The organism is Streptomyces sp. 549, from assembly GCF_030124175.1.
Taxonomy (GTDB): domain Bacteria; phylum Actinomycetota; class Actinomycetes; order Streptomycetales; family Streptomycetaceae; genus Streptomyces.
Map to the genome: position 1 here is coordinate 1 of NZ_JASKMT010000007.1, position 24845 is coordinate 24845.

The 24845-nt window shown below is 69.0% G+C and carries 18 protein-coding genes, 2 tRNA genes and 1 pseudogene; 12 read left to right on the plus strand and 9 right to left on the minus strand.

What is annotated here, in order from left to right:
- Positions 1 to 103: 103 nt before the first annotated feature.
- Positions 104 to 2269, minus strand: a complete 2166-nt coding sequence (locus QNO07_RS10705; protein ID WP_283991535.1) for a molybdopterin oxidoreductase family protein — start codon at positions 2267 to 2269, stop codon at positions 104 to 106.
- 160 nt (positions 2270 to 2429) lie between these two features.
- On the opposite strand from QNO07_RS10705, the gene QNO07_RS10710 reads away from it, so the two are divergent.
- The 4 genes from QNO07_RS10710 to QNO07_RS10725 all read left to right on the plus strand — a co-directional run bounded on the left by QNO07_RS10710 (position 2430) and on the right by QNO07_RS10725 (position 7508).
- Positions 2430 to 2648, plus strand: a complete 219-nt coding sequence (locus tag QNO07_RS10710) for a hypothetical protein (RefSeq protein ID WP_283991536.1) — start codon at positions 2430 to 2432, stop codon at positions 2646 to 2648.
- 95 nt (positions 2649 to 2743) lie between these two features.
- Entirely contained in the window at positions 2744 to 4012 is a 1269-nt protein-coding gene (locus QNO07_RS10715) for a deoxyguanosinetriphosphate triphosphohydrolase (RefSeq protein ID WP_283991537.1), read from the plus strand.
- Between the two features lie 340 nt (positions 4013 to 4352).
- The gene (locus tag QNO07_RS10720) at positions 4353 to 5609 is read left to right on the plus strand and encodes an NAD(P)/FAD-dependent oxidoreductase (RefSeq protein WP_283991538.1); all 1257 of its coding nucleotides are present in this window, start codon (positions 4353 to 4355) and stop codon (positions 5607 to 5609) included.
- Between the two features lie 156 nt (positions 5610 to 5765).
- Entirely contained in the window at positions 5766 to 7508 is a 1743-nt protein-coding gene (locus QNO07_RS10725; protein ID WP_283991539.1) for a pyruvate dehydrogenase, read from the plus strand.
- A gap of 83 nt (positions 7509 to 7591) precedes the next feature.
- Here the strand turns inward: QNO07_RS10725 and QNO07_RS10730 are convergent, their stop codons facing one another.
- Positions 7592 to 7897, minus strand: a complete 306-nt coding sequence (locus QNO07_RS10730) for a YtxH domain-containing protein (protein ID WP_283991540.1) — start codon at positions 7895 to 7897, stop codon at positions 7592 to 7594.
- Between the two features lie 157 nt (positions 7898 to 8054).
- On the opposite strand from QNO07_RS10730, the gene QNO07_RS10735 reads away from it, so the two are divergent.
- Positions 8055 to 8127, plus strand: a tRNA-Asn gene (locus tag QNO07_RS10735).
- Between the two features lie 199 nt (positions 8128 to 8326).
- Positions 8327 to 8403, plus strand: a tRNA-Ile gene (locus tag QNO07_RS10740).
- A gap of 331 nt (positions 8404 to 8734) precedes the next feature.
- Here QNO07_RS10740 and QNO07_RS10745 read toward each other — a convergent pair.
- From QNO07_RS10745 to QNO07_RS10765, 5 genes are all read right to left on the minus strand, one after another.
- A complete protein-coding gene (locus tag QNO07_RS10745) occupies positions 8735 to 10051 on the minus strand; it encodes an ABC transporter ATP-binding protein (RefSeq protein WP_283991541.1) in 1317 nt (438 codons plus the stop codon).
- A 50-nt stretch (positions 10052 to 10101) separates the two neighbouring features.
- Positions 10102 to 10620, minus strand: coding sequence for a DoxX family membrane protein (locus QNO07_RS10750; RefSeq protein WP_283991542.1), 519 nt, complete (start codon positions 10618 to 10620; stop codon positions 10102 to 10104).
- Positions 10621 to 10774: 154 nt separating this feature from the next.
- Positions 10775 to 11428 carry a lytic polysaccharide monooxygenase gene (locus QNO07_RS10755; RefSeq protein ID WP_283991543.1) on the minus strand — a complete coding sequence of 218 codons (654 nt, stop codon included), beginning with the start codon at positions 11426 to 11428 and terminating at the stop codon, positions 10775 to 10777.
- 83 nt (positions 11429 to 11511) lie between these two features.
- Positions 11512 to 11946 carry a DoxX family protein gene (locus QNO07_RS10760; protein WP_283991544.1) on the minus strand — a complete coding sequence of 145 codons (435 nt, stop codon included), beginning with the start codon at positions 11944 to 11946 and terminating at the stop codon, positions 11512 to 11514.
- Positions 11947 to 12025: 79 nt separating this feature from the next.
- A complete protein-coding gene (locus QNO07_RS10765) occupies positions 12026 to 14398 on the minus strand; it encodes a family 49 glycosyl hydrolase (RefSeq protein WP_283991545.1) in 2373 nt (790 codons plus the stop codon).
- A gap of 744 nt (positions 14399 to 15142) precedes the next feature.
- On the opposite strand from QNO07_RS10765, the gene QNO07_RS10770 reads away from it, so the two are divergent.
- The 5 genes from QNO07_RS10770 (at position 15143) to QNO07_RS10790 (ending at position 21440) form a co-directional block, all read left to right on the plus strand.
- Complete coding sequence (locus tag QNO07_RS10770; protein ID WP_283991546.1) at positions 15143 to 16324, plus strand: ROK family transcriptional regulator; 1182 nt, start codon at positions 15143 to 15145, stop codon at positions 16322 to 16324.
- Between the two features lie 83 nt (positions 16325 to 16407).
- Positions 16408 to 18141: an alpha-glucosidase gene (locus QNO07_RS10775; RefSeq protein WP_283991547.1), complete on the plus strand. Its 1734-nt coding sequence runs from the start codon at positions 16408 to 16410 to the stop codon at positions 18139 to 18141.
- A 71-nt stretch (positions 18142 to 18212) separates the two neighbouring features.
- Positions 18213 to 19535 (plus strand): ABC transporter substrate-binding protein, encoded by a 1323-nt coding sequence (locus QNO07_RS10780; RefSeq protein WP_283991548.1) that lies wholly within the window; start codon positions 18213 to 18215, stop codon positions 19533 to 19535.
- A gap of 94 nt (positions 19536 to 19629) precedes the next feature.
- Entirely contained in the window at positions 19630 to 20523 is an 894-nt protein-coding gene (locus tag QNO07_RS10785) for a carbohydrate ABC transporter permease (RefSeq protein ID WP_283991549.1), read from the plus strand.
- Positions 20524 to 20525: 2 nt separating this feature from the next.
- Positions 20526 to 21440, plus strand: coding sequence for a carbohydrate ABC transporter permease (locus QNO07_RS10790; RefSeq protein ID WP_283991550.1), 915 nt, complete (start codon positions 20526 to 20528; stop codon positions 21438 to 21440).
- 1260 nt (positions 21441 to 22700) lie between these two features.
- Here the strand turns inward: QNO07_RS10790 and QNO07_RS10795 are convergent.
- A complete protein-coding gene (locus tag QNO07_RS10795) occupies positions 22701 to 23129 on the minus strand; it encodes a type II toxin-antitoxin system HicB family antitoxin (RefSeq protein WP_283991551.1) in 429 nt (142 codons plus the stop codon).
- A gap of 64 nt (positions 23130 to 23193) precedes the next feature.
- Complete coding sequence (locus QNO07_RS10800) at positions 23194 to 23373, minus strand: hypothetical protein (protein WP_283991552.1); 180 nt, start codon at positions 23371 to 23373, stop codon at positions 23194 to 23196.
- Between the two features lie 958 nt (positions 23374 to 24331).
- Between QNO07_RS10800 and QNO07_RS10805 the strand changes: the two are divergent.
- A pseudogene (locus QNO07_RS10805) lies at positions 24332 to 24670 on the plus strand (IS701 family transposase); the annotation flags it as partial.
- Positions 24671 to 24845 lie beyond the last annotated feature (175 nt).

Consider the following 24845-nt stretch of genomic DNA (forward strand, 5'->3'; position numbering starts at 1 on the left):
GCATGGTCACACCACCACTACGACCTCACCGCTTGACATCCAACGTCCAGGGATGTCTGACCCAAGCCCGCCTCGCGCCCGCCCGGCTCACGTCCCGCCGGGCTCACTCCGTGTCGCCGTCCGGCCGTTCCAGCCGCACCGCGCACACCTTGAACTCCGGCATGCGCGACACCGGGTCGAGTGCCGGGTTGGTGAGGGTGTTGGCGCGGCCCTCGCCCGCCCAGTGGAACGGCATGAACACGGTGTCCACCCGGATGCCGGTGGTCAGCCGGGCCGGGGCGACGGCCCGGCCGCGCCGCGACACCACCGCGACCGGGTCGCCCTCGCCGATGCCGTGCTGCCGTGCGAGGCGCGGGTGCATTTCCACGAACGGCCCGGGGGCGGCCGACGCCAGCTCCGGGACGCGGCGCGTCTGCGCCCCCGACTGGTACTGGGCGAGCACCCGCCCCGTCGTCAGCAGCAGCGGGAACGCCGCGTCGGCCTCCTCGGCGGACGGCCGGTCCCCGGCGGGTGAGAAGCGTGCCCGGCCGTCGTCGGTGGCGAACCGGTCCAGGAACAGCCGCGGGGTGCCGGGATGCTGCGGCGCGGAGTGGTCGGCCGACGGGTCGTCGGGGAGGTCCGCGGACGGCTCGGGTGTGTCGGGACACGGCCAGAAGACGCCGTCCTCCTCGGCGATGCGTCGGTAGGTGATACCGGAGTAGTCGGCGCGGCCACCCGCCGAGGCCCGGCGCAGCTCGTCGAACACCTCCTCCGCGTCCTCGGGGAAGCCCTTCTCCCAGCCCCATCGGGCGGCCAGCGAGTGCAGCACCTGGAGGTCGGTGCGCACCCCCTCGGGCGGGTCGAGCGCCCGCCGCCGCAGCAGCACCCGGCCCTCCAGGTTGGTCATGGTGCCGGTCTCCTCCGCCCACTGGGCGACGGGCAGCACCACGTCGGCGAGCGCGGCCGTCTCCGACAGCACCACGTCGCTCACCGCGAGGAAGTCCAGCGCGCGGATGCGCTGCTCGATGTGGGCGGCCCTGGGCGCCGACACCACGGGATTGGACCCGATCAGCAGCAGCGACCGCACGTCCCCGCCCAGCGCGTCCAGCAGTTCGTAGGCGCTGCGTCCCGGACCTGGCAGCACGTCGGGGTCGACCCCCCACACCCGCGCCACGTGCTCCCGCGCCGCCGGGTCGGTGAGCATGCGGTAGCCGGGGAGCTGATCGGCCTTCTGACCGTGCTCCCGGCCGCCCTGCCCGTTGCCCTGGCCGGTCAGGCAGCCGTAACCGGACAGCGGGCGTCCGGCCCGGCCGGTGGCGAGCGTCAGGTTGATCCACGCGCCGACCGTGTCGGTGCCCTTCGCCTGCTGCTCCGGGCCGCGCGCGGTGAGCACCATCGCCGACTCGGCGTCGCAGAAGTAGGCGACGGCCTGCCGCAGTTGCGGCACGGGAACACCGGTGATCCGCTCGACCAGCTCCGGCCAGTGCGCCATCGCCGCCGCCCGGGCGTCCGCCCAGCCGGTCGTCCGGGCGGCGATGTACTCCTCGTCGAGGCGGCCCTCGGCGATGACCAGGTGCAGCAGGCCCAGCGCCAGCGCCAGGTCGGTGCCCGGCCGCGGTGCCAGGTGCAGGTCGGCCTGCTCGGCGGTGCGGGTGCGTCGCGGGTCAACCACCACCAGCCGGCCGCCGCGCTCGCGCATCTCGGTGAAGTAGCGCAGCGCCGGCGGCATCGTCTCCGCCGGGTTGGAGCCGACGAGCAGCACGCAGCCGGTGCGTGCCACGTCCTCCAGCGGGAACGGCAGCCCGCGGTCCAGGCCGAACGCCCGGTTGCCGGCGGCGGCGGCCGAGGACATGCAGAACCGGCCGTTGTAGTCGATCTGGGAGGTGCCCAGCACCAGCCGTGCGAACTTGCCCAGCAGGTACGCCTTCTCGTTGGTCAGCCCGCCGCCGCCGAACACCCCGACGGCGTCCGGACCGTAGACGTCCCGGGTGCCGTCGATGCCGGCGACGACGCGGTCCAGGGCCTCGTCCCAGCCCGCCGGCTCCAGTTCGCCGCCCGGCTCCCGGCGGACCAGCGGGCCGGTCAGCCGGGCACCTGCCCGCAGCACCTCCGGAGCCGTCCGGCCCTTGCCGCACAGCGCCCCGCGGTTGACCGGGAACGCGGGCCGCTCGGCCACCTCCACCCCGCCTGTCGCCGACGGGCGCAGGCCCATGCCGCACTGCAGCGAGCAGTACGGGCAGTGCGTGTCGACCTGCGGTGCGGCGGAGGCGGGCGTCGCTGTCACGTTCATGCAGCCAGCATGAGTCGCGGGTGTTTCCTCGCCCGCCCGCCCGCGTTACGGCCGTGGTAACCCGTGCTCCGGGGCGCGGCCGGCCCGGCGTGAGGCGGCGGGCGGACAGGTTTCACCGGCACGCAACGGCCCCGCAACCGCCGCCGTGCAGACTCGGCCCATGACGGCACCGCAGCGCACGGACCAGGAAAGCTGTCCCACCTCCTTCGACCCCCTCCGTCTCGACAGCGCGGCGCAACTGATGACCCGCCTCACCGCCCAGCTCAGCAGTCAGCTCAGTGCCCTGCGGCCCCCCGTACGGTCTGCCGCCCCGCCGCGCCCGGCCGGGGCCACCGCCAGCGTCACCGCCACCGCCCGGCCCGGCCTCCCGGCCACCTGAAGCGGCGCCCTCCGGCCGCCCCGTGCCGCCAGGCGGTCCGCGTCCGGGAACGTCCGGCGCGCCGCCGGGGGTGCCGCGCCGGATACGGTCGGGACATGCACGGCACTTACGACAGCACCGACATCGAACGATGGGAGCCCGAGCCGGACAAGCGGCCGGGCCGCACCGCCTTCCAGCGCGACCGGGCCCGGGTGCTGCACTCCGCCGCCCTGCGGCGGCTGGCGGGCAAGACGCAGGTGGTGACGCCCGGGTCGAGCGCGCACGCCTGGGACGCTACGCCGCGCACCCGCCTCACCCACTCCCTGGAGTGCGCCCAGGTGGGCAGGGAACTCGGCGCGGCACTGGGCTGCGACGCGGACCTGGTGGAGGTCGCCTGCCTCGCGCACGACCTCGGCCACCCGCCCTTCGGGCACAACGGCGAGCAGGTGCTCGCCGAGATCGCCGAGTCCTGCGGCGGCTTCGAGGGCAACGCCCAGTCCCTGCGCCTGCTCGCCCGACTGGAACCCAAGCGCTTCACCGCCGACGGCCGCCCCGTCGGCCTCAACCTGACGAGGGCGGCCCTGGACGCGGCGACCAAGTACCCGTGGCCGCAGGGCGGGCACCCGAGCGACCCGGAGTCCCCGAAGTTCGGCGTCTACCGGGACGACCTGCCGGTCTTCGACTGGTACCGCAAGGGCGCCCCCGGCGAGCGGCGCTGCTTCGAGGCACAGGTCATGGACTGGTCCGACGACGTCGCCTACTCCGTGCACGACGTGGAGGACGGCCTGCACGCCGGTCACCTCGACCCCAACGTGCTGCTCGCCGACGCCGAACGCGCCGAGATCTTCACCCTCGCCCTGGACCGCTACGCCCCCGGCGACACCGAGCAGGCCGAACTCGCCGAGGCCCTGGACCGGCTGCTGGACGAGGAGTGGTGGCCGCACGGCTACGACGGCACGGCCACCGCCCAGGCCCGGTTGAAGGACGCCGCCAGCCAGCTGATCGGGCGTTTCTGCCTCGCCGCCGAGTCGGCGACCCGGGCCGCGTACGGCCCCGGCCCGCTGACCCGCTACCAGGCGGACCTCGTCGTGCCGCGCCAGGCCCGGCTGGAGTGCGCGGTGCTGAAAGCCGTCGCGCACCGCTACGTCATCCAGCGCGACGACCAGGAACGGCTCCGGGCCGACCAGCGCATCGTGCTGTCGGAGCTGGCCGAGGCGCTCATCCTGCGGGCGCCCGAGGGGCTCGACCCGCAGTTCCGCTCGCTCTACACGCAGGCGGACGACGACGCGGCCCGGGTGCGGGCCGTCGTCGACCACATCTCCAGCCTGACCGACGCCTCCGCCCGCACCCTGCACGCCCGCCTCACCCAGGCCGCACCCCGCTGACCCGCCGGCCTGCTGACCCGCCGGCCTGCTGACCCGCTGACCTGCTGACCCGCCGGCCTGCTGACCCGCCGGCCTGCTGACCCGCCGGCCTGCTGACCCGCCGGCCTGCTGACCGGCTGATCTCCGCGTCCGCTGACCTCCGCTCCCCTCCCGGCCACGGGGGTCCGTCCGCTCGGTCCGTCCCGCCCGGTACCGTCCGAGGCCGGGGGCGGCGCGGGCCGGGGCAGCGGAAGGCCGGGCCGCGCGCGCCTGCGCCCTTCCGGTGATCGGCCGGATGGGGGACGCTCCGTTGATGGACCATTCCGGGGGGCGTACCGGGACGGCAGCGAGGAGGCAGCACGTGGTGGACGCACACCGAACGTTCGTCATCATCGGCGGTGGACTGGCCGGGGCCAAGGCGGCCGAGACCCTGCGGACGGAGGGTTTCACCGGCCGGGTCATCCTGATCGGGGACGAGCGCGACCACCCCTACGAGCGGCCGCCGCTCTCCAAGGGCTACCTCAGCGGCGGCGAGCAGCGCGACCGCGTCTACCTGCATGAACCAGCCTGGTACGCGGGTGCCGAGATCGAGCTGCACCTGGGCCAGCCCGCCGTGCACATCGACCGCGCGGACCGCTCGGTGCGCCTGGGCGACGGCACCGTACTGCCCTACGACGCGCTGCTGCTCGCCACGGGAGCGGAGCCGCGCCGCCTCGACGTGCCCGGCACCGAACTGGCCGAGGTGCACCACCTGCGCCGCCTCTCCCACGCCGACCAGTTGCGCGGCATGGTGGCCCGGCTGGGCAGGGAGAACGGCCATCTGGTGATCGCCGGCGGCGGCTGGATCGGGTTGGAGGTGGCCGCGGCGGCCCGCACCTGGGGCGCGGAGGTCACCGTGATCGAGCAGGAGGCGACACCGCTGCACGCGGTGCTCGGCCCCGAACTGGGCGCCCTCTTCGCAGACCTCCACCGCGAGCACGGCGTCCGCTTCCACTTCGGCGGCCGGATCACCGAGATCGTCGGTGCGGACGGCCAGGTGCTCGCCGTCCGCACCGACGACGGCGAGGAGTTCCCCGCGCACGGGGTGCTGGCCGCGGTCGGTGCGGCCCCGCGCACGGCGCTCGCCGAGGCGGCCGGCCTGGACCTGGACACTGCCAGCGGAGGCATCGCCGTGGACAGCGCGCTGCGCACCAGCGACCCGGCGATCTTCGCGGCGGGCGACGTGGCGGCCGTGCTGCAGCCGTCGGGCGCCCGGCGGCGGGTCGAGCACTGGGCCAACGCGCTGCACGGCGGCCCGGCGGCGGCGCGCGCCATGCTCGGGCAGCAGGTCGTGCACGACCGGGTGCCGTACTTCTTCTCCGACCAGTACGACGTGGCCCTGGAGTACAGCGGATGGGCACCGCCGGGCGACTACGACCAGGTGGTGTGCCGGGGCGACATCGGCAAGCGGGAGTTCGTCGCCTTCTGGCTCCGCGACAACCGGGTGCTGGCGGGCCTGAACGTCAACGTGCCCGAGGTCGCCGAGCAGATCCAGGACCTGATCCGCTCCGGCCACCGCATCGACCCGCACCACCTCGCCGACCCGGCCGTCGCACTCACCGACCTCCGCGCCGGCTGACCTCGCCCCCGCCGTCCCCGCCGGAGTGGGAACGGCGGAGGCGCCGAACGGCGGTCCGGCGGGGTGACGGCACGGGCCGCGCCGGGCGCCTGCGGCACCCTGTCCCGTACAAAAGGGATATTGGGTACACGTCTTCCAGCGAGAGGTGCCTGAGCGATGGCAAAGCAGACCGTGGCCGAACAGTTCGTCGACATCCTCGTCCGATCCGGGGTGCGGCGGCTCTACGGAGTCGTCGGGGACAGCCTCAACCCCGTCGTCGACGCCATCCGCCGCACCCCGGCCATCGACTGGGTCCAGGTCAGGCACGAGGAGACCGCCGCCTTCGCCGCCGGCGCGGAGGCGCAGCTCACCGGGAGGCTGGCCGCCTGCGCCGGCTCCTGCGGGCCGGGCAACCTGCACCTGATCAACGGTCTCTACGACGCGCACCGCTCGATGGCACCGGTGCTCGCCCTCGCCTCGCACATCCCCAGCAGCGAGATCGGCACCGGCTACTTCCAGGAGACCCACCCCGACCGGCTGTTCGGCGAGTGCAGCCACTACAACGAGCTGATCTCCAGCCGCCTCCAGATGCCGCGTGTGCTCCAGACCGCCATCCAGCACGCGGTGGGCCGCAGCGGCGTCAGCGTCGTCGCGCTCCCCGGAGACATCGCATCCCAGGAGGCACCCGAACGCGCCGAGGAGCACGCCCTGGTCACCTCGCGGCCCACCGTGCGGCCTGGCGACGAGGAGATCCGCGCGCTCGCCGCCATGGTCGACGACGCCCGCCGGGTCACGCTGTTCTGCGGCAGCGGCACGGCCGGCGCCCACCGGGAGGTGATGGAGTTCGCGGCCAAGGTGAAGGCACCCGTCGGACACGCGCTGCGCGGCAAGGAGTACATCCAGTACGACAACCCGTTCGACGTCGGCATGAGCGGCCTGCTCGGCTACGGCGCCGCCTACGAGGCGACACACGACTGCGACCTGCTCATCCTGCTCGGCACCGACTTCCCCTACAACGCCTTCCTGCCGGACGACGTACGGATCGTGCAGGTCGACGTCCGGCCCGAGCACCTGGGCCGCCGCTCCAAACTGGACCTCGGCGTGTGGGGCGACGTCCGCGAGACGCTGCGCTGCCTGCTGCCGCAGGTGCGCGAGAAGCAGGACCGCTCGTTCCTGGACCGCATGCTGAAGAAGCACGCCAACGCCCTGGAGGGCGTCGTCAAGGCCTACACCCGCAAGGTGGAGAAGCACACCCCGATCCACCCCGAGTACGTGGCCGCGGTGCTCGACGAGGAGGCCGACGACGACGCCGTCTTCACCGTCGACACCGGGATGTGCAACGTCTGGGCGGCCCGCTACCTCACGCCCAACGGCCGGCGCCGGGTCATCGGCTCGTTCACGCACGGCTCGATGGCGAACGCGGTGCCGCAGGCCATCGGCGCGCAGTTCATCGACCGGCGGCGCCAGGTGGTGTCGATGTCCGGCGACGGCGGCTTCTCCATGCTGATGGGCGACTTCCTCACTCTGGTGCAGTACGACCTGCCGGTGAAGGTGGTGCTCTTCAACAACTCCTCGCTCGGCATGGTCGAACTGGAGATGCTCGTCGCCGGGATGCCCGCGCACGGCACCGCCAACCACAATCCCGACTTCGCCGCCGTCGCCCGGGCCGCCGGGGCGCACGGTGTGCGGGTGGAGAAGCCCAAGGAACTGCGCGGCGCGCTGCGGGACGCCTTCCGGCACAAGGGCCCGGCGCTCGTGGACGTCGTCACCGACCCCAACGCGCTGTCCATCCCGCCGAAGATCCGCGCGGAGATGGTCACCGGCTTCGCCCTGTCCGCGAGCAAGATGGTGCTGGACGGCGGCGTCGGCCGCATGGTCCAGATGGCCCGCTCGAACATCAGGAACATCCCCCGGCCCTGAGCCCGAGGCCGGACAGGACGGAACCCGCCCGGCCCACACTGGGCCGGGCGGGTGAATCCCGCACCCGGGTCACCGGGCGGGGGCTAGGTGTTGGTGGCACCCCAGTCGTCGTCCGCCGGCCGGGACGAGGTGCGCCCGTTGAACGCGCGCACCTTCTCGGAGACCGACTCCGGGAGCCGGTCACCCACCCGGTCGGCGACCGTGTGGGCCGCCTTGGACGCCGCCTGGCGACCGGTGTGTGTGGCCGTCTCCACGGTGTTCCGGACAGCAGGGTTCTCCGAGAGGCGGCGCGCATAGGCGCGCAGCTCCTCGTACCGCTCCCGTCCGGCCCGTGCGCCGATCACATACCCGACCGCGAGGCCCGTGATGAAACTCAATCGGTACCGCATGGGGCACCCCTTCCCTGGGACGTGCTCGGTATGCGCCCGGGGTGGTCGATGGGCGGCTCGGTTACCGATTTCAAACCACCCCCTGGCATGCGCTAATGTATTGCTCGCAGCGAGGGAGTGCCCCGGAACACCGGCGGGGTAACCCCGAGCAGCGCAGTCCCCTGTAGCTCAATTGGCAGAGCAGCCGGCTGTTAACCGGCAGGTTACTGGTTCGAGTCCAGTCGGGGGAGCACACCGCGAAGGGCCCCGACAGGGGCCCTTCGCGCGTTTGCGCCACACTTCACCCACCAGGGTTCCCGGCCGCCGGAACCGGTGCGACCGCGAAGACCGTCCCTACCTGCGCAGAGCCCCGCCCCGTTCGGGCGGCAGATCGTATGAGCGGCTATGCTGCGGCAGACGGCGCGCACATGTGTGCGCGACGCGCCGTACGGGGCGGTAGCTCAGCCGGTTAGAGCAGCGGACTCATAATCCGTCGGCCGTGGGTTCGAGTCCCACCCGCCCCACCACATCCCCAGGGCAGAATCGATCTGACCTGGGGAAACGTGGTTTTCACGGCTGCTTTCCGTGCGGTACTGGCCGCGCGCCGTGCGGTGCTGACCCGCTGCCGCAGCGTGTCAGCGCACTTCGAACGCGTCTGACCTGGCCTTTTGCGGCGATTGCCTGAGAGGGCGTCGTGGCGCGGTCCCACGGCCGATAAGGGAAACGCCCGCACCCGCCAACCTCACAGCACCGCCGGTTCTGAAGTTGCCCCGGCGTCCGGACAGCAGGTGGATGCGCTGCGGGGTGGTCAAGGTAGCCGTAGTAGTCGTGAGGACCTCGAGACGTCCTCACGCGGGGTCATAGCTCAGGTACCTGAGTCGGGTCGGGGCTGAGGCGTTCGCCGCGTCCATCGAAGATGAGCAGGTTGCGTACGTCGATGAGGAGGGGGAGGTTCTGGCCCCTTCGATGGCGGGTGCCTGGTTCGTCGCGTATGACGAGTTCCCCGTTGCCTTTGCGAGTAGGCGACTGCGCTGGAGGCTGTGTGTCTCGGGGGAGTGTGCGGCGGCGGTCGAAGAGTCCGGTGCGGCGGAGGAGGTGGGCCATGAAGGCGGCGGCGCTTTCGCGAACCGGGGGGTGGGGTGCGTGGTCGGGGAGTGGGGCTGGTACGTCGGCCCGTTGCCCGCCGAGTGAGAGGTGTAGAAGCGCTTCGTGACCTTGGAACTCGGTGTGCTCGACGACGCCGGTCATGGCTCGTTCGAAGGCGGTGGCGTGTGTCTGGTCGGCGATGCGGATGGCCTCGGGACGCAGGCCGATGAGAAGAGGCTGTCCCTGGACGACGCGTAGCATCTGGTGGTCATGGGTGAGCGGGTAGGACAGGGCGATCTTCTGGGCTCCGAAGTTGAGTGCCATGACGCCGTCGACGGGGGCGTACACCGTTCCGTGCAGCAGGTTGATCCTCGGTGTGCCGACGAAGGAGGCGACGAAGGCGTTGGCGGGGCGCGCGTAGAGGTTGCGAGGGGTGTCGATCTGCTGGAGTATCCCGTCGCGCATGACTGCCACCCGGTCGCCGAGCGCCATGGCCTCGGCCTGGTCGTGGGTGACGTAGATGGTTGTCGCACCAGTGCTTCGGGTGACCGCGAGCATTTCGGTGCGCATGCGGGCACGCAGGCGGGCGTCGAGGCTGGAGAGCGGTTCGTCCATCAGGAAGACCGACGGGTGCCGGACCACGGCGCGGCCCATGGCGACACGCTGGCGCTCGCCGCCGGAGAGTCGGCCGGGGATCTGGTCCAGGAGGTGGCCGATGCCCAAGGTCCGGGCGACGGACTGCACGCGGGCCGCCACGTGGTCGTGGTCCTGCTTCTGGACCGCCAGAGGAAACCCGATGTTCTGCGCGGTGGTCATGTTGGGGTAGAGCGCGAAGCTCTGGAAGATCATCGCGATGTCGCGTTCGCTCGGCTGGAGATCATTGGCGATCTGTCCGTCGAGGTGCAGTTCGCCCTCGCTGATCGTCTCCAGGCCGGCGATCATGCGCAGCAGGGTGGACTTGCCGCATCCGGAGGGTCCGAGCAGGACGAGGAACTCCCCGTCCTCAACGGTCAAGGACAGCCGGTGCACGGCTCTCTGGCCGTTGGGATAGGTCTTGGCGAGGTCGTGAAGAGTGATGGTGCTGCCCACGGGTGCTCCTGGTACGAGACGCGCTTGGCGGGAAGAAAGTGGGGTGTCGGTCAGGGGGTGAGTTCGTCGGCCGTGAGGTGGAGGCAGGCGGCGACCAGGACGATGTTCTTGATGACGTACTGGCCTTCGAGGGTGGGAACAGCCGCGGTGTGCCAGGCGGCGTCGGGCAGGACCAGGAGCGAGAGGAAGACCCCGGCCATGTGGAGGAAGAACGCTGCCAGCGCCCAGCGGAGCAGCAAGCCGGTCAGGAGCGCGAGTCCGATACTCGTCTCCAGGACTGCGAGCAGGAGCAGGCAGAGCGGGGCGGGGATGAGCCCCATGGTCATGGCGGTCATGGCCGAGGTGGCGAAGTCCTCGGCCGCGCTCAAGGTGGGGAAGAACTTCAGAACGCCGAACCAGCAGAAGACCAGGCCGATGCAGACGCGCAGGACGGCGGAGCTGATCCGCGTGTAGCGGTGGGCGTGGGATACGACGCGCTTCCGCAGGGATTGCCGCGGGCCCGACTGCGAAGCGGGTGCCCGGTCGGTGGGGGCAGGGCGTTCGGCGCGGTGGTGGGAGGTATTGGTCATCGTCGATCCTCTGCTGGAGACGACCTCAAACACAGGGTGCTGGTTCGCCTGGGCTGCGGCGGTTGTTCGCCGGCCCAGGGCCCTGCGGGGTTCGGAGGGGGAAGGGCCCCGCAGGAGTCAGCGCCTCCCGCGGGGCCCGGTCAGCCGGTGTTCGTCAGCCGAAGTTGACGTCGCTGCACAGGAAGTACTTCTGGTCCATGTGCGATGCCTTCCAGACGGTCACCACGACGTGGCGTCCGCTGTAGCCGGAGGTGCTGACGTCCGTGACGTAGTGCGGCTGGTAGGCGTAGCTGCCGGTCTTCTTCACCAGCTCGAGGTCGTCCCACCCGATCAGCTGGTACTCCGGGTTGAAGCCCTGCTTGGTGACGTAGACCTCGAGCCAGTCCGCGCCGTGCCGGGCCTCGTCGTAGATGTCGACGGTGAAGTCGGAGCCGATGTCGGTCATCTTCCACGGGCCCGGGCGGTCGAGGGGCCGGTAGTTCGTCTCGCCCTGGCCGCCGGCGCTGCAGATCTGCCCGTCGGGGATGACCTGCTTGTAGTTGTCGCCGGTGTTGTTGGCGTAGACGGCCTTCCACGCGCCGATGGCGTTGCTGTTCTCGTGGAAGGTGCGGTAGCACATGGGGTCCTGGGACTCGCTGGGCTCGTTGTAGCCCCAGCGCTGCAGGCAGCCGTAGTTGCGGGTCTCAGGGGTGATGACGGTGCCGTGTGCGGAGGCCGCCGGCGCCTGGATGACGCCCAGGAGGGCGGTGGCCAGTACGGCGGAGCTCAGCGCGACGACGCGGGACAGCGTTGCGGGTACGCAGTTCATGGTGCTCTTCCTCCGTGTATGGGGAGATCACAGGCCGATCCCAACCAGTGATTGAGGTGCGCATGACAGCTTGTGGAGCATGTTCAGGCGTTGCTGGGGTCGTTGCTCACCTCCTCTCGTCGGCGGGCGGGCAGGTTCAGCAGGGTGGTCAGGGACCACTGGCCGGGGCCGAGGGCGGCGATGAGTAGGAAGGCCCAGCAGAACAGCGCGGCGCTCTCCCCGCCGTTCTGCAGCGGAAACAACCCGTCGCCCTGGTGGTGGACGAAGTAGGCGTAGGCCATGGAGCCTGAGCACAGGAAGGCTGCCGGGCGGGTGCCGAGCCCGGCCAGCACGAGTGCACCGCCGGTCAGCTGTATCACCGCGGCCCACCAGCCGGGCCACTGCCCGACGCTGGGCACCTCGCCGTGAGGTCCGCCTAGGACGCCGAAGAGAGTGGCGGCTCCGTGGCAGGCGAACAGCACCCCGATCACCATGCGGAAGAGGCTCAGTACGGGTTGTTCGAACCTGGCTGATGGCATGCGCGGGATGCCTTTCTGCGAGCTGGGGACGGGTTCGGTCACCGGTGGCCGCCACGGGCGGCCACCGGTGAAGAGGGGGCTAGGCGGTGAGGTTGAACTTCTGGCTGGCCCACGTGCCGCAGTCCCACAGGTGGAGGCGCGCCCCGTCGGTGGTGCTCTGGCCTTCGACGTCGAGGCAGCGGCCGGACTTGAGGTTCTTCAGCGTGCCGTTGGCCTGGAAAGCCCACTTCTGGCTGTCCCAACCGCCGCAGTCCCACAGGTGGGCCTTGGTGCCGTTGGCGGTGGCGCCGCCGACGACGTCCAGGCACTTGCCGCCGGACTTGAGCTGCTGGCCGTCGAGCGTCCAGGTCATCGAGGCGGTGTTCGCGCAGGACCACTGCTGAATCGCGGTGCCGTTGGCCGTGCCGGCACCGGCACGGTCGACGCACTTGGCGCTGCCGCCGTTGACGATCTGACCGGATCCCGTGCCCGGGTCAGGGTCGGGGTCGCCGCCGCCGGGGCCCCAGGCGTTCCAGTTGTCCCAGTTCTCGGCGTCGAAGCCGAGCCGGCCGGGCTTGTCCGCGCCCCAGTTGGTGCCGGACTTGTTGATAGCGGTGCCGCCGACGGTGTAGTTCTCGAGCTTGAGGCCCTTGTTCTGAGTCGTCTCGTTACCCAGGGTGACCTTCTGTCCGGCGGTGTTGGTGTAGCGCTTGAGGAGGCTGACCTGGCTGCTCGGATCGAGGCCGTTCCAGCTGTCGATCTTCAGGTTCTTGACGTGGATGTTCTCGGTGCTGGAGAGGGCGAAGACGCGGATCGCGCAGTTGGTCTGGCCTTCGACGGTGATGTTCTCGAAGGTCATGTTCTTGACCCAGGTGCTGGGGTCGCCCTTGGTGGTGGATCCCATGTCCTCCCAGTGGGAAGAGGAGTTGAGGATGCAGGTGTTGTACTTGACGTCCTTCCAGTACATCCGGTTGTGGATGACGTGGGTGTTGGTCACCCGGACGTTGTCGATGTTGCGGGGGGTCCAGCCCCACTGGATGACGGGACCGTTCTCGTTCTTCCAGATGACGGTGTTATCGATGGTGACGTCGCTGTGGTACATCTTCAGCACGTCGTCGTTGGCGTTGAAGAACGTGTTCTTCATGGTGCTGCCGCGGTAGAGCTCGATGCCGTCGGTCTGCCAGTACCAGGAACCGACCTGCTTGTAGTTGTCGACGCGCATCTGGAACGTCTGCTCGTCGCCGTACACGACGAACGAGTGGTAGGGCGGCTCGTTGATCGTCACGCCCTGCAGGTCGAGGTACTGCTGGGTGTTCGCGGACTCGAACTGGAGCATCTTCACGCAGGAGGCGTGGCAGTTCGACGCGCCGCTGAGGTGGTCGTAGTTGTTGTTGGTGTCCGCCTCGTAGACGTACTGCTCACCGGACAGCACTCCGTATCCGGTGACCTTGTACAGGCCCTGGTTGTCGTGGAAGAAGCGGAAGGCTCCCTTCACGTAGGCGCCGGGCGCGATGTAGACCCACTTGACGTTCGGCGGGAGCACCGCGTGGTACTTCGAGCCCATGGTGTAGGTGCCGGGGCGGAAGTAGACGATCTCCTTGTCGATGTTGTTGAGGTTGGTGACCTGGCCGGGCTCGGGGTAGTGGATGCTTCCCGATGCGGCGGTGGGGATCAGCCGTTCCTTCTCCGCGCCGGTCGGCGTCGGCTCGGCGAAGATCATCATCGAGTTGCGGGGCTCGGTGTGGATGGCCCGGTTGTTGCCGCCGCCGCTGGTGGTCAGCTTGCCGGCGTCGTTGGCCGGACCGGACATGTCGTTGTAGGCCGTGTAGAGCTGCGGGTCGAACTCGACCGAGAACCGGTAGCCCTTGCTGCTGTAAGGCACCTTGATCCGGATGGTCTTGCTGTTGACGAGCTCCTTGGCGAAGTTCAGGCTGCTCGGCTTGATCTTGACCTGGTCGGCCGAGGAGATGCTCTGGTCGGTACGCAGCGACACGTCGACCCACGCATCGGCCGTGTACTGGAAGGAGGACCAGCTCATGGTGAGGTTCGCCGACGCGGAGAACTCAGCGCCGTCCTCCTTGGTGTAGCCGATCTTCCCCTTGCCGCTGCGGGGGATGCTCATGTACGCGAACGAGTCGTACTTCGTCGTCGGCGCCGCGGCCGTGGCGACCTTCACGTCGTAGAAGGAGGACCGCCGCACCTTGTCACCGCCCACCGGGCTGCTGGTGTTGAACTCGTGGTTGTCGTGCCACCAGGTCTTCAGCTGCTCGCTGTTGGCGGTGTCACCCGCCGCTCCCGCCGCGGGCGCCTGGGCTGCGGCGGCAACGGCGGCTGCGGGGAGGAGCTGCCCTGCCGGAGCGGGGGCGGCCGAGGCCAGGGTGCTGGCGGGTACGACGGCTCCGGCGAGCGCCAGGGCCAAGCCGGCGGCGACAGCCGCCAGCGGGTTGAGCCTTCGCAGTCTTCCTGCGGGCATGATGATGTCCTCTCCTTGATGAATCGGGGCATCGCTCCGAGGCGCCTGCCGGGGCGGGCGCGGGCACCGCTGGGGCAGCTGGGGGCAGCTGCGTGGCGGAGCCGTAGGTGTGTGCGGTCGCCCGTTTCCCGGGCTCGACCGGGGTACTGAGTGCGTGCGGCACTCGTCCTGGCCGGCGGTTCGTCTCTCTTCGGGGGAGCCGGCTGACGGAGTCCACACGTGGATCATTCGCAGGACCAGGAGCACAGGACACCGGTCCTGCGAGCGGAACGACCGGTCCTGCCCGTCTGCGGGGTGAGGGACTGCAGGCGTGGCAGCGGCCTGTGGCCCAACGGGCCCCGGCTCTGCCCCGGTTGCCGGTTAACTTCCCGTCATTTCTTCGCCGTGTCAATGAAATGAACAGGATTTTCCGTCCGTGCGAGCCAGCATGCCCATAACAAGCAGCCCAAAAGGTGCAATGTGGCAACTAAGGCACGCCTGGAGTGGGGCATCACGGTTATGTAACGTGATGTTTTCTTCCTTGACGCACTTAAACGGTGAGGGACACACTCCCGTCATACGCAGTCGACGACGACGCACGCAGGTCGACGGCGTCACAACCGCAGGAGGCGCAATGACGATCTCTGCAACGCTTGGCAGCACCGGTCCCGTTCATACGGGAAGCTCACGCCGCCCGTATCGGGTTCGATGGCGCTGAACCCGATGCAAGGCCCCTGACAGACCACTACCTGGAGGCACCGCGTGATGAGCCCATCCAAGATCCGGTTCTCGGAGCTTGTCAGTGAGCAGACGCGCGCGGAGATCTTCGCGACCGTGCTCACCGCAGGCCCCATCTCGCGCACCCAGCTCGCCCAGCGCCTGGGCCTCGTGCCCTCCTCCGTCACCCGTATGCTGCCGCCGCTGCTCGAGCACGACTACCTGCGCGAGAGTGACGCCGTCCCGCAGGGGCGGGGCAGGCCGCAGAAGATGCTGCACGTCAACCCCGACAAGCACATGGTCGTGGGTATGAAGATCGGCCCCCGGCAGGTTTCCGGCGTCGTGACTGACATGGCAGCCAACGTTCTGGCCCGGGCCGAGGAACCCCTGGCCGACTGCACCCCTGGTACCGCCCTGTCCGCTGCCGCCTCCCTGACCGGCAGGCTCCTCGAAGAGGCGCCCGAAGCGGCGGACAGGGTGCTCGGCCTCGGCGTCGGCGTCAGTGGCCACGTCGACTCGGCAGCCGGGATCTGCCGCTATTCGGCCCTGCTCGACTGGAACAAGGTCGACGTGGCCGGGCCCCTGCGGGAAACGACCGGGCTGTCGGTGGTCGTCAACAATGACGTCAACACCCTGGTCGTCGCCGAACGCTGGTTCGGCGAAGGCCGCGACATCGACTCCTTCGCCGTGGTCACCGTCGGCCCCGGTATCGGCTGCGGCCTGCTCCTGGACGGAGCCCTCTTCTCCGGCGCCACCGGACTCGCGGGCGAACTCGGCCACCTGCCCCTGGACCCCTCCGGGCCCATGTGCAGTTGTGGCCGCCGAGGCTGCCTCGAAGCCCTGGCAGGCGACCGCGCCATCCTGCGCCACCTCGCAGACGGCGGATTCCCCTGCAGCACGATTGCCGAGGCCATCGACCTCGCGCGAGGTGAAGCCGGGGCGGCCCGCACCGTGGCCCGCTCCGCATTCGCCGAAGCCGGCACCGCCCTCGGCAGAGGCATGGCCGGCATGTGCAACCTGCTCAACCTGCAGAAAATCATCATCGCCGGCGAAGGCGCGGTCGCCTACGACCTGTTCGGACCGCACATGGACGCGGCGCTGGAAGCCCAGGCGTTCTCCACCGCGGCAACGGACTGCGGCATCCACGTCGACCCCGCCCGCCACGACCTCTGGGCCCGAGGAGCCGCCTGCCTCGTCATCCGCGACACCGTGGGCGCAGCCATCTCCTGACCGCAGCGCCCCGGGTGCGACAGCGCCTAACCACCCCCAGTGAAGTAACTGCAAGTAATCAAGCGATCACGATGAGGTTTGACGTGCCCGAAATCGAAGCCAACCCCGCCGATTCCTGGTGGAGCGAGGCGGTGGTCTACCAGATCTACCCGCGCAGCTTCGCCGACTCCAACGCGGACGGCATCGGCGACCTGCAAGGCATCATCGAACGGCTCGACTACCTTGTCCAGCTCGGCGTCGACGTCCTATGGCTCTCCCCCGTCTATCCCTCCCCGCACGACGACAACGGGTACGACATCAGCGACTACCAGGACATCGACCCGCTCTTCGGAACCCTGGCCGACTTCGACCGGCTCCTGGGCGCCGTCCACGAGCGCGGCATGAAGCTCGTCATGGACCTGGTCGTCAACCACACCTCCGACGAGCACCCCTGGTTCACCGCCTCCCGCGACGAAGGCCCGCAGGGCAGCAAGAGGGACTGGTACATCTGGCGCACCGCCCGCGAGGGCATGCAGCCGGGCACCCCAGGTGCGGAACCCAACAACTGGGGCTCCTTCTTCTCCGGTCCCACGTGGACCTACGACGAGAAGAGCGGCGAGTACTACCTGCACCTGTTCTCCTGCAAGCAGCCCGATCTCAACTGGGAGAACCCCGTCGTGCGCCAGGCGGTCTACGCCATGATGCGCTGGTGGCTCGACCGGGGTGTCGACGGCTTCCGCATGGACGTCATCAACCTCATCTCCAAGACCGCCGGGCTGCCGGACGGCGTCGTCCACGAAGGTGCCCGGCACGGGGACGGCAGCCCCCACTACATCTGCGGTCCCCGCATTCACGAGTACTTGGCGGAAATGCACCGCGAGGTCTTCGAAGGCCATCCGCGCCGCCTGCTGACCGTCGGCGAGATGCCCGGGGTCACCGTCGAGGATGCCAAGCTCTTCACCGATCCCGCCCGCCGCGAACTCGACATGGTCTTCCAGTTCGAGCACGTCGGCCTCGACCAGGGCCCCGGCGGCAAGTTCGACGTCCGCCCGCTCAAGCTGACCGACCTCAAGGCGAGCCTCGCTCGCTGGCAGACCGGCCTCGGCGACACCGGCTGGAACAGCCTGTACTGGAACAACCACGACCAGCCCCGCGCCGTCTCCCGCTTCGGCGACGACAGCCCCGCATACCGCGACCGCTCCGCCAAACTCCTCGCCACCGTCCTGCACCTGCACCGTGGCACGCCCTACGTCTACCAGGGCGAAGAGCTCGGTATGGCCAACGCCCCCTTCACCTCCATCGAGGACTTCCGCGACATCGAGTCCCTCAACCACCACCGCGAACAGGTCGCTCTCGGTGTCGAGGAGGGACAGGTCCTGGATGGGCTGCGCCACCGCAGCCGGGACAACGCCCGGACCCCGATGCAGTGGGACACCACCCAGAACGCCGGCTTCAGCGCCGGCACCCCGTGGATCGCGGTGAACCCCGACCACACCCGCGTCAACGCCAAGGCCCAGCTCGCCGACCCCGACTCCGTCTTCCACTACTACCGCCGGCTGATCGCCTTGCGGCACACCGAGCCCGCTCTCACCCACGGCGACTTCCACATGCTCCACCCCGACCACGAACAGCTCTACGCCTTCACCCGCCATGACGCGGCCTCCGGCACCGAACTGCTCGTCCTCGCGAATTTCGGCCCGGCCGACCTCACCGTCGACCTGCCCGACGGCTGGGAAGACAGCGAGACGCTCATCGCCAACGTTCCCGCCACCCCACACCTCACGGCACCGCACACCCTGCAGCCCTGGGAAGCCCGCGTCCACCGCCGCAACGCCTGACCACCCCCACTGCCCATCCCGCACCGTCTCCCCCCGCGCCGTCCCGATCCGCGCACACCCAAGGAATCCTCATGACGAACATGCGCTTCCGTGCCACACGACACACCACACGACGAGCCCTCCTCGCCATGTCCGCCCTGGCGCTCGTCGCACCCCTCGCCGCGTGCGGCGGCGGCTCCGACACCGCCGAGGGAGACGGCAAGACCCTGCGCCTGTGGCACTACGAGCAGGAGGACGGCGCCCTCAGCAACGCCTGGGACGCGGCCATCGCCGAGTTCAAGAAGACCAACCCCGACGTGAAGGTCGTCTTCGAACGCAAGACGTTCGAGCAGATCCAGCAGAACGCGGGCATGATCCTCAACTCCGACAAGGCGCCCGACGTCATGGAGTACAACAAGGGCAACGCCACCACTGGCCTGCTCGCCAAGCAGGGCCTGCTCACCGATCTGACCGCCACCGCGAAGGAACGCGGCTGGGACAAGAAGATCAGCGAGAGTGCCTCCGTCACCGCCCGCTACGACGCCAACGGTGAAATGGGCGGCGAAAAGTGGTACGGCGTCCCCAACTACGGCGAGTTCGTCCTGGCGTACTACAACGACGACCTCTTCAAGAAGCACAACATCACCAAGCCCACCGACCTCCAGAGCTTCGAGGCCGCCCTGGCCGACTTCAAGGCCGCCGGGATCACCCCGCTCGCCAACGCCGGCAACGACCACCCCGCCGGCCACTGGCTCTACCTCCTGGCCCTGGCCAAGGCCAATGACGCCTGGGTCGACGACTACCAGCTCTACAAGGGCGAGGTCGACTTCCACGGCCCCGAGTGGACCTACGCGGTCGAGACCTACAAGGACTGGCTCGACAAGGGCTACTTCGAGAAGAAGGACGTCGGCCTCAAGGGCAGCGACATGACCGAGCAGTTCGTCTCGCAGAAGCGGCCGATCATGGTCGGCGGTAACTGGTGGTTCGGCGGCTTGACCACCGACATCACCGACTTCTCCTGGTCCACCGCCCCCTACCCCGGCAGCAAGAAGACCCTCGGCTCCGGCGGCAACCACTGGGTCGTGCCCGCCAAGGCGAAGAACAAGGAGCTCGCCGAGGACTTCATCGACATCACCATGTCGGACAAGATCCAGAAGATCCTCGGCGAAGAGGGCAGCGTCCCGCTCGCGGTGAAGCCGGACTCCATCGAAAACCCCAAGTCCCGCGAGCTCATCACCGCGTTCAACAGCTACCAGGACGGCAACGGGCTCGCCTTCTACCCGGACTGGCCGGCACCCGGCTACTACGACACCTGGATGAGCGCCACCCAGAACCTCATGAACGGCGGCAAGCCCCACGCCGTCCTCGACGAGCTCAAGGCCCCCTACGAGAAGTACACCGCCTCGCGGCGCTGAGGCTGACCCGCCCCCACCCGCGCGTTAGCCCCTCTCCCCGGGGACGGCGGCCCGTCCCGCACCGGGCCGCCGTCCCGCCCCTCTTGGAGCAACAGTGAAAACCACACGTCACCCGCGGCCCACGGGGTACTCCGTCTTCCTGGCCCCCGGCCTGCTGCTGAGCCTGCTCTTCCTCGTCGTCCCGCTGGTGATGACCTTCTACTACAGCCTCACCCAATGGCAGGGCGTGGGAGACCCCACCTGGATCGGCTTCGACAACTACACCCGCCTGTTCAGCGACGCCGACTTCTGGGCCTCGTTCCGCAACATCGCCTTCGTCATCGTCGGCATCGCTGTCGTCCCCACCCTCCTCGGGCTGTTCCTCGCCGCCCTCCTCTTCGACTACATCGGCAAGAAGCACGGAGACGGCTTCGTCAGCCTCTTCCGCTCCGGCCTCTACCTCCCCCAGGTCATCCCCGTCGCCGTCACCGGCCTGATGTGGGGCTGGATCCTCGCCCCCGAAGGCGCCGTCAACAGCGCTCTGGAAAAGATCGGCCTGAACTCCCTGGCCCAGAACTGGCTCGGCGACCCCGACCTCGCCCTGTGGATCGTCCTCGCCGTCCTCGTCTGGATGCAGCTCGGCTACCCCTTGGTGCTGTTCCTCTCCGGGCTCCAGCGCATCGACCCCGAACTGTACGAAGCCGCCTCCCTCGACGGAGCCACCTGGTGGCAGCGCTTCACCCGTATCACCGTGCCCATCCTGCGGCCCGAGGTCTACGTCGTACTCGTCACCACCACCATCGCCGGCCTGAAGGTCTTCGCCCAGATCTTCGTCCTCACCGGCGGCGGCCCCGGCAACGCGACTCTCGTCCCCGCGTACTTCGCCTACCAGAACTTCTTCGAGCGCGCCGACGTCGGATACGGCTCCGCGATCTCCAGCACCATGACCCTGCTCGTGCTGATCATCGCCGGAACGATGCTCACCCGCCAGGCCCGCCAGGACGGATGACCATGACCACTCACACCACCACTCCCACGGCGCCCCCCAGCCACCGGCGCGAAGCGGGCAAGGTCAAAGCGGGCAAGGCCAAAGCCACGGGCAACCGCCGTACCCCCGGCTCCTACGCTGTCCTGGCCGCCGTCGCCGTATTCGTCCTCGCGTTCCTCGCACCCTTCATCGTCATCCTGCTCAACTCGTTCAAGACGAGCGCGGACTTCCGCAGCAACGGGTCGCTCTCCCTGCCCGCCCAGTGGAACTGGAGCATCATCGCCGAAGTCTGGGAACGCGTCGGCTTCACCCAGAAACTCTTCAACAGCATCCAGATCAGCCTCGGCGTCGTCCTCATCGCCGTCCTGCTCGCCCTCTTCAACGCCTACGCGATCGGCATCGGCCGCGTCCGCTGGCGCACTCCCTTCCTCATATTCTTCCTCGGCGTCAACGTCCTGCCGCAAGAGGGCCTCGTCTACCCCATCTACTATCTCTTCAAAGAGATGGGCCTCTACGACGGGAAGCTCGGCTACACCATCCTCGTCGGCATCACGTACAGCGCCTTCGGCACCTACCTGCTCTCCTCCGTCTTCGCCAGCTTCCCCCGCGAACTCATCGAAGCCGCCTCCATGGACGGCGCCGGCCGCTGGACCATTCTGTGGCGCATCGTCCTGCCCATGAGCTGGCCCACCCTCTCGGTGATGTGCGTCTTCTTCTTCGTCTGGAGCTGGAACGAGTTCCTCTACCCACTCGTCCTGCTCATCTCCAACGACAACCAGACCGTCCCCCTCGGCCTGTCCGTCATGCAAGGCCAATACACCAGCGACCCCACCGCCATGAGCGCCGCAGCCCTCCTCGGCATCGTCCCCATGGTCATCTTCTTCCTCATCTTCCAGCGCTCCCTCACCCGAGGTATGACCGCCGGAGCCGTCAAGTAACACCCCCGCAGCACCCCAAAACCACCCCGGATCCGGCACACACCGCCCCGCTGCCGGATCCGGGGTCTTCCTCGCCCAGTGATCAGGCCGGAACGCGCTGGACGGCCTCGGCACCCACATGGCGGCCGGCGCGTTGGGCGCCGGTACGCCTGTGGTCCCGGCGCCGGTCGATACGGAGTGTGACTGCACGGGGCAAGGCTGGGGGTAACGGACTCGGCGGCATGCACTGCGGGTGAGCCGCGCGATTGGCTGTCTGCCAGCGGATGTGCCGGGCAGATCTTCCCCCTCACGCGAAGCACAGGGGGGTCTGAAGCCGTGCGGTACGTACCGCACGGCAATGCGGTTGCCAGGGACCGAGACGGACGCAGCGGGATGCAGCAGGGTGTGAATGTCCGCCTCTGTGGCGTTTCCGCAGGTGAGACGTGTCTCCCTTTTGGGTTCGAGTCCCACCCGCCCCACCACAGCCCCAGGGAAGAATCGATCTGACCTGGGGAAACGTGTTCTCCGGGGACGTTTTCCGTGTAGCGGACGCGGCACGGAGGTGCAGCGAACGTGGCGCTCGAGGGCAGGTGCGACGAGCCCTGCGATGCTGTGAACTGGCCTTTCCCAGTGCCGTGCTCGTAGGAGAGGTTATGAGCGCTCCCACCGCCGTTGGGGCGCCGCGTTCCACTCAACGCGTGTCGATCTTGCACGCGCGCCCGAGCACCGTCATCGGGAAGCTTTGAATGGCTGGCTCTGGGCGGAAGCCTGACGGCCGAGGCGCTGCCTCAACCGGCGGGAGGTGGGGAGGTGGTCGCGTTTGAAGACTTCGTGCTCGCCTCGGAAACTGGCTGACCGCCGGGCGCGGGCAGACCGAGCCGGGCGGTGAGGAAACCTGCCAGTTGCTGAGCGTCGCGCACGCCCCGCGCGGCGAAGCCTCTCGCGCAGGGGGCCCAGACCGGCGTACAGGCGCCGTCGCGCTCATGGGGCCGCGACACCGCGCCCGCGCCGACGACGGGGCGGCGAGGCGGGTGCCGAGTGCAATGAGCGCGTCGAGCACGTGCGACTGCAGCGGGCCAGCCGGACGGCAGCAGCGTGCCGGTGAGGTCTCCTACTCGGGCGGGCACGACGTCATCCGCAGGTCGCGCAGTCGATCTGCGGCGAGATGCCTGCCCCGTCAGCAACCACGGCCACCACTCGCTTTGTATGCAGCCCGGTCTATCAGGAATTCATGACACCCCCGTCGGGCCGTCAGTGGAACCACCACTCACGTCATGCCTGTCAGGCGGCAACGGGCTTCTTTTCGGCGCTCTTTTTCCGTGCCTTGGGTGCGAGCTGGGCGATGCGCTGGTGTGTGACGCCGAGCATGCGTCCTGCTTCGGCCTGCGTCAGTCCGAGGCCGACGAGTGTCTTTGCTGCTCGTGTCATCGCTACGCGGCGGCGCCTCTCTGCCTCTTGTGCGGCAGCGTCGGCTTCTTCGGCTTCCCGAATGACCTCGAACATCGCCGGGTCGGCCGGGATGAGGTCGACGGTGTAGGCAGCCGGATCGTCCTCGATGTCCAGAACGAGGCTGACCAGATCACGCGCGTTGTCGTGGGCCTCGGTCCAGGTGAGGCCCTGCGTGACGTTCTGCTCTCCTTTTGGAAGGCCGTCGATGCTCACGACCCAGAAGCGTCCCTGACGCTCTGCTGTTGCCTTGTGCGTGGTCATTCAGTGCGCCCCTTTTTGCTCAGTTCGATGGTGTGCGGACGGTTGGCCCGGAGGTCGAGGGGGCTTACGCCTCCTCGGCCGTCCGGATGATCGATGCGGCGGTGCCCTCCGCGATCTCGGAGTGCCGGGGGACATGGATCTTGACGGCGCCGATCTTGTACGTCTCGTGCCGACCCCGTCCGCTGCCTTCCGGCCCCGTGAAGTCAACCTCCTTCTCAGCTGCGATCTGCTTCAGCCGTTTCATGGGGTCTCTTCGCTTCACGCCAATGATTCTAGTATCGATTGAGTGCAGACTCAAGTGGGACTAGAATTCTAGGGGCGCATCCGTCTGGAAGCCTCCGACCTGCAGCGGTATGTTCCAGTCGTCGCTGTGAAACGCGGCTGATGTCCCTCCCCCCCCCATGGATCATGTGAGTCCGCGGGTCGCCGCCGACCGGGTGATATCCCGTCCGTGGCGGCGTAGGCCCTCGGTGATGTTGTTCCGCCCTGCCAGGCGGAGCACACCGACGGCGAGCTGATGCAGGGCATCGCCCGCGACGCACTGCCGTTCCGCACCTGCGCGGCATTCTTCCGAACGTCGTACCGCTGGCGACGTCACGATCCGATGCTTTCGCCGTCGGCCAGTCCGCTACGGAAGGTAACCGCGCCCTGGGTTGGTAATGGTGTCAGGGAGTTCACGAAGCTCGCCGCAGCCCGGGGTGATTCGTTGCCCCTCGAATGTGGGGCCGCCTACGCCTCGGTGGCTGTGGTCGCGTTGAAGTGAGGAAGGACTGGTGCAGCGAACGCTGCACGGTCCCCCGTTCCAGCCGGATCGAGGAGGATGCCGCCGGATGGAAACGGGTGGCTATGTGCGTCGTTTCGGCATCGTCGCAGGTGAGAGGCGTCACGCTTATGGGTTCGAGTCCCACCCGCCCCACCACATCCCCAGGGCAGAATCGATCTGACCTGGGGAAACGTGGTTCTCGCGGCTGTTCTCCGTGCGGTACTGGCCGCGCGCCGTGCGGTACCGACCCGCTGTCGCAGCGTGTCAGCACACTTCAGATGCGTCTGACTTGGCTTTTTGTGGCGGTTGCCTGGGAGAGCGTCGTGGGGCGGTCCCACGGCCGTCGCTGCCGTGCCAGATCTGTCAGGAGACTCCGCCTGCATCGGCGGGGCCCGAGTGGCAGGCTCATACTTGCCCGCGTGTGATGCGGCGGCGCACCTACGCGCCCGTCGGCATCGAGATCGCCGAGCTGGCCCGGGTGGCCGGCTCCCGCTGGGCGATCGAGGAGCGCTTCCAGACCGCGAAGAACGAGTGCGGCCCGGACGAGTACGAGGTCCGCCGCCATCCCGGCTGGTATCGGCACATCACCCTGGCGATGCCCGCCCACGCCGTCCGGGTCGCACTCACAGCACAGCCCCAGGCCGGCGGCGAGGCCGGCAAAGGGGCTGCAGAAATGGATCAGTCCTCGTCCCGCTCACCGAGGCAGAGATCCCGCAGATCCTGGACACCCTCCTACTCCACCCGCGAGCCGACCGCGATCCCGTCACCCATGCACTGAAGCGGTCGACTTGGAGAAGACACAAGCCGTCGCCCGCCGCTGCCACTACCGACGACGCAGCTCAGGACGCGAACCGCTGCTGGAGTCTTCCCGCGTGACGCCGAGAGTGAGGCCGTGGTGCGGGGCGGTTCGGCGCGCAGCGCGCCCTGGCCCGACTCTGCGCGGGGTGGTGCCT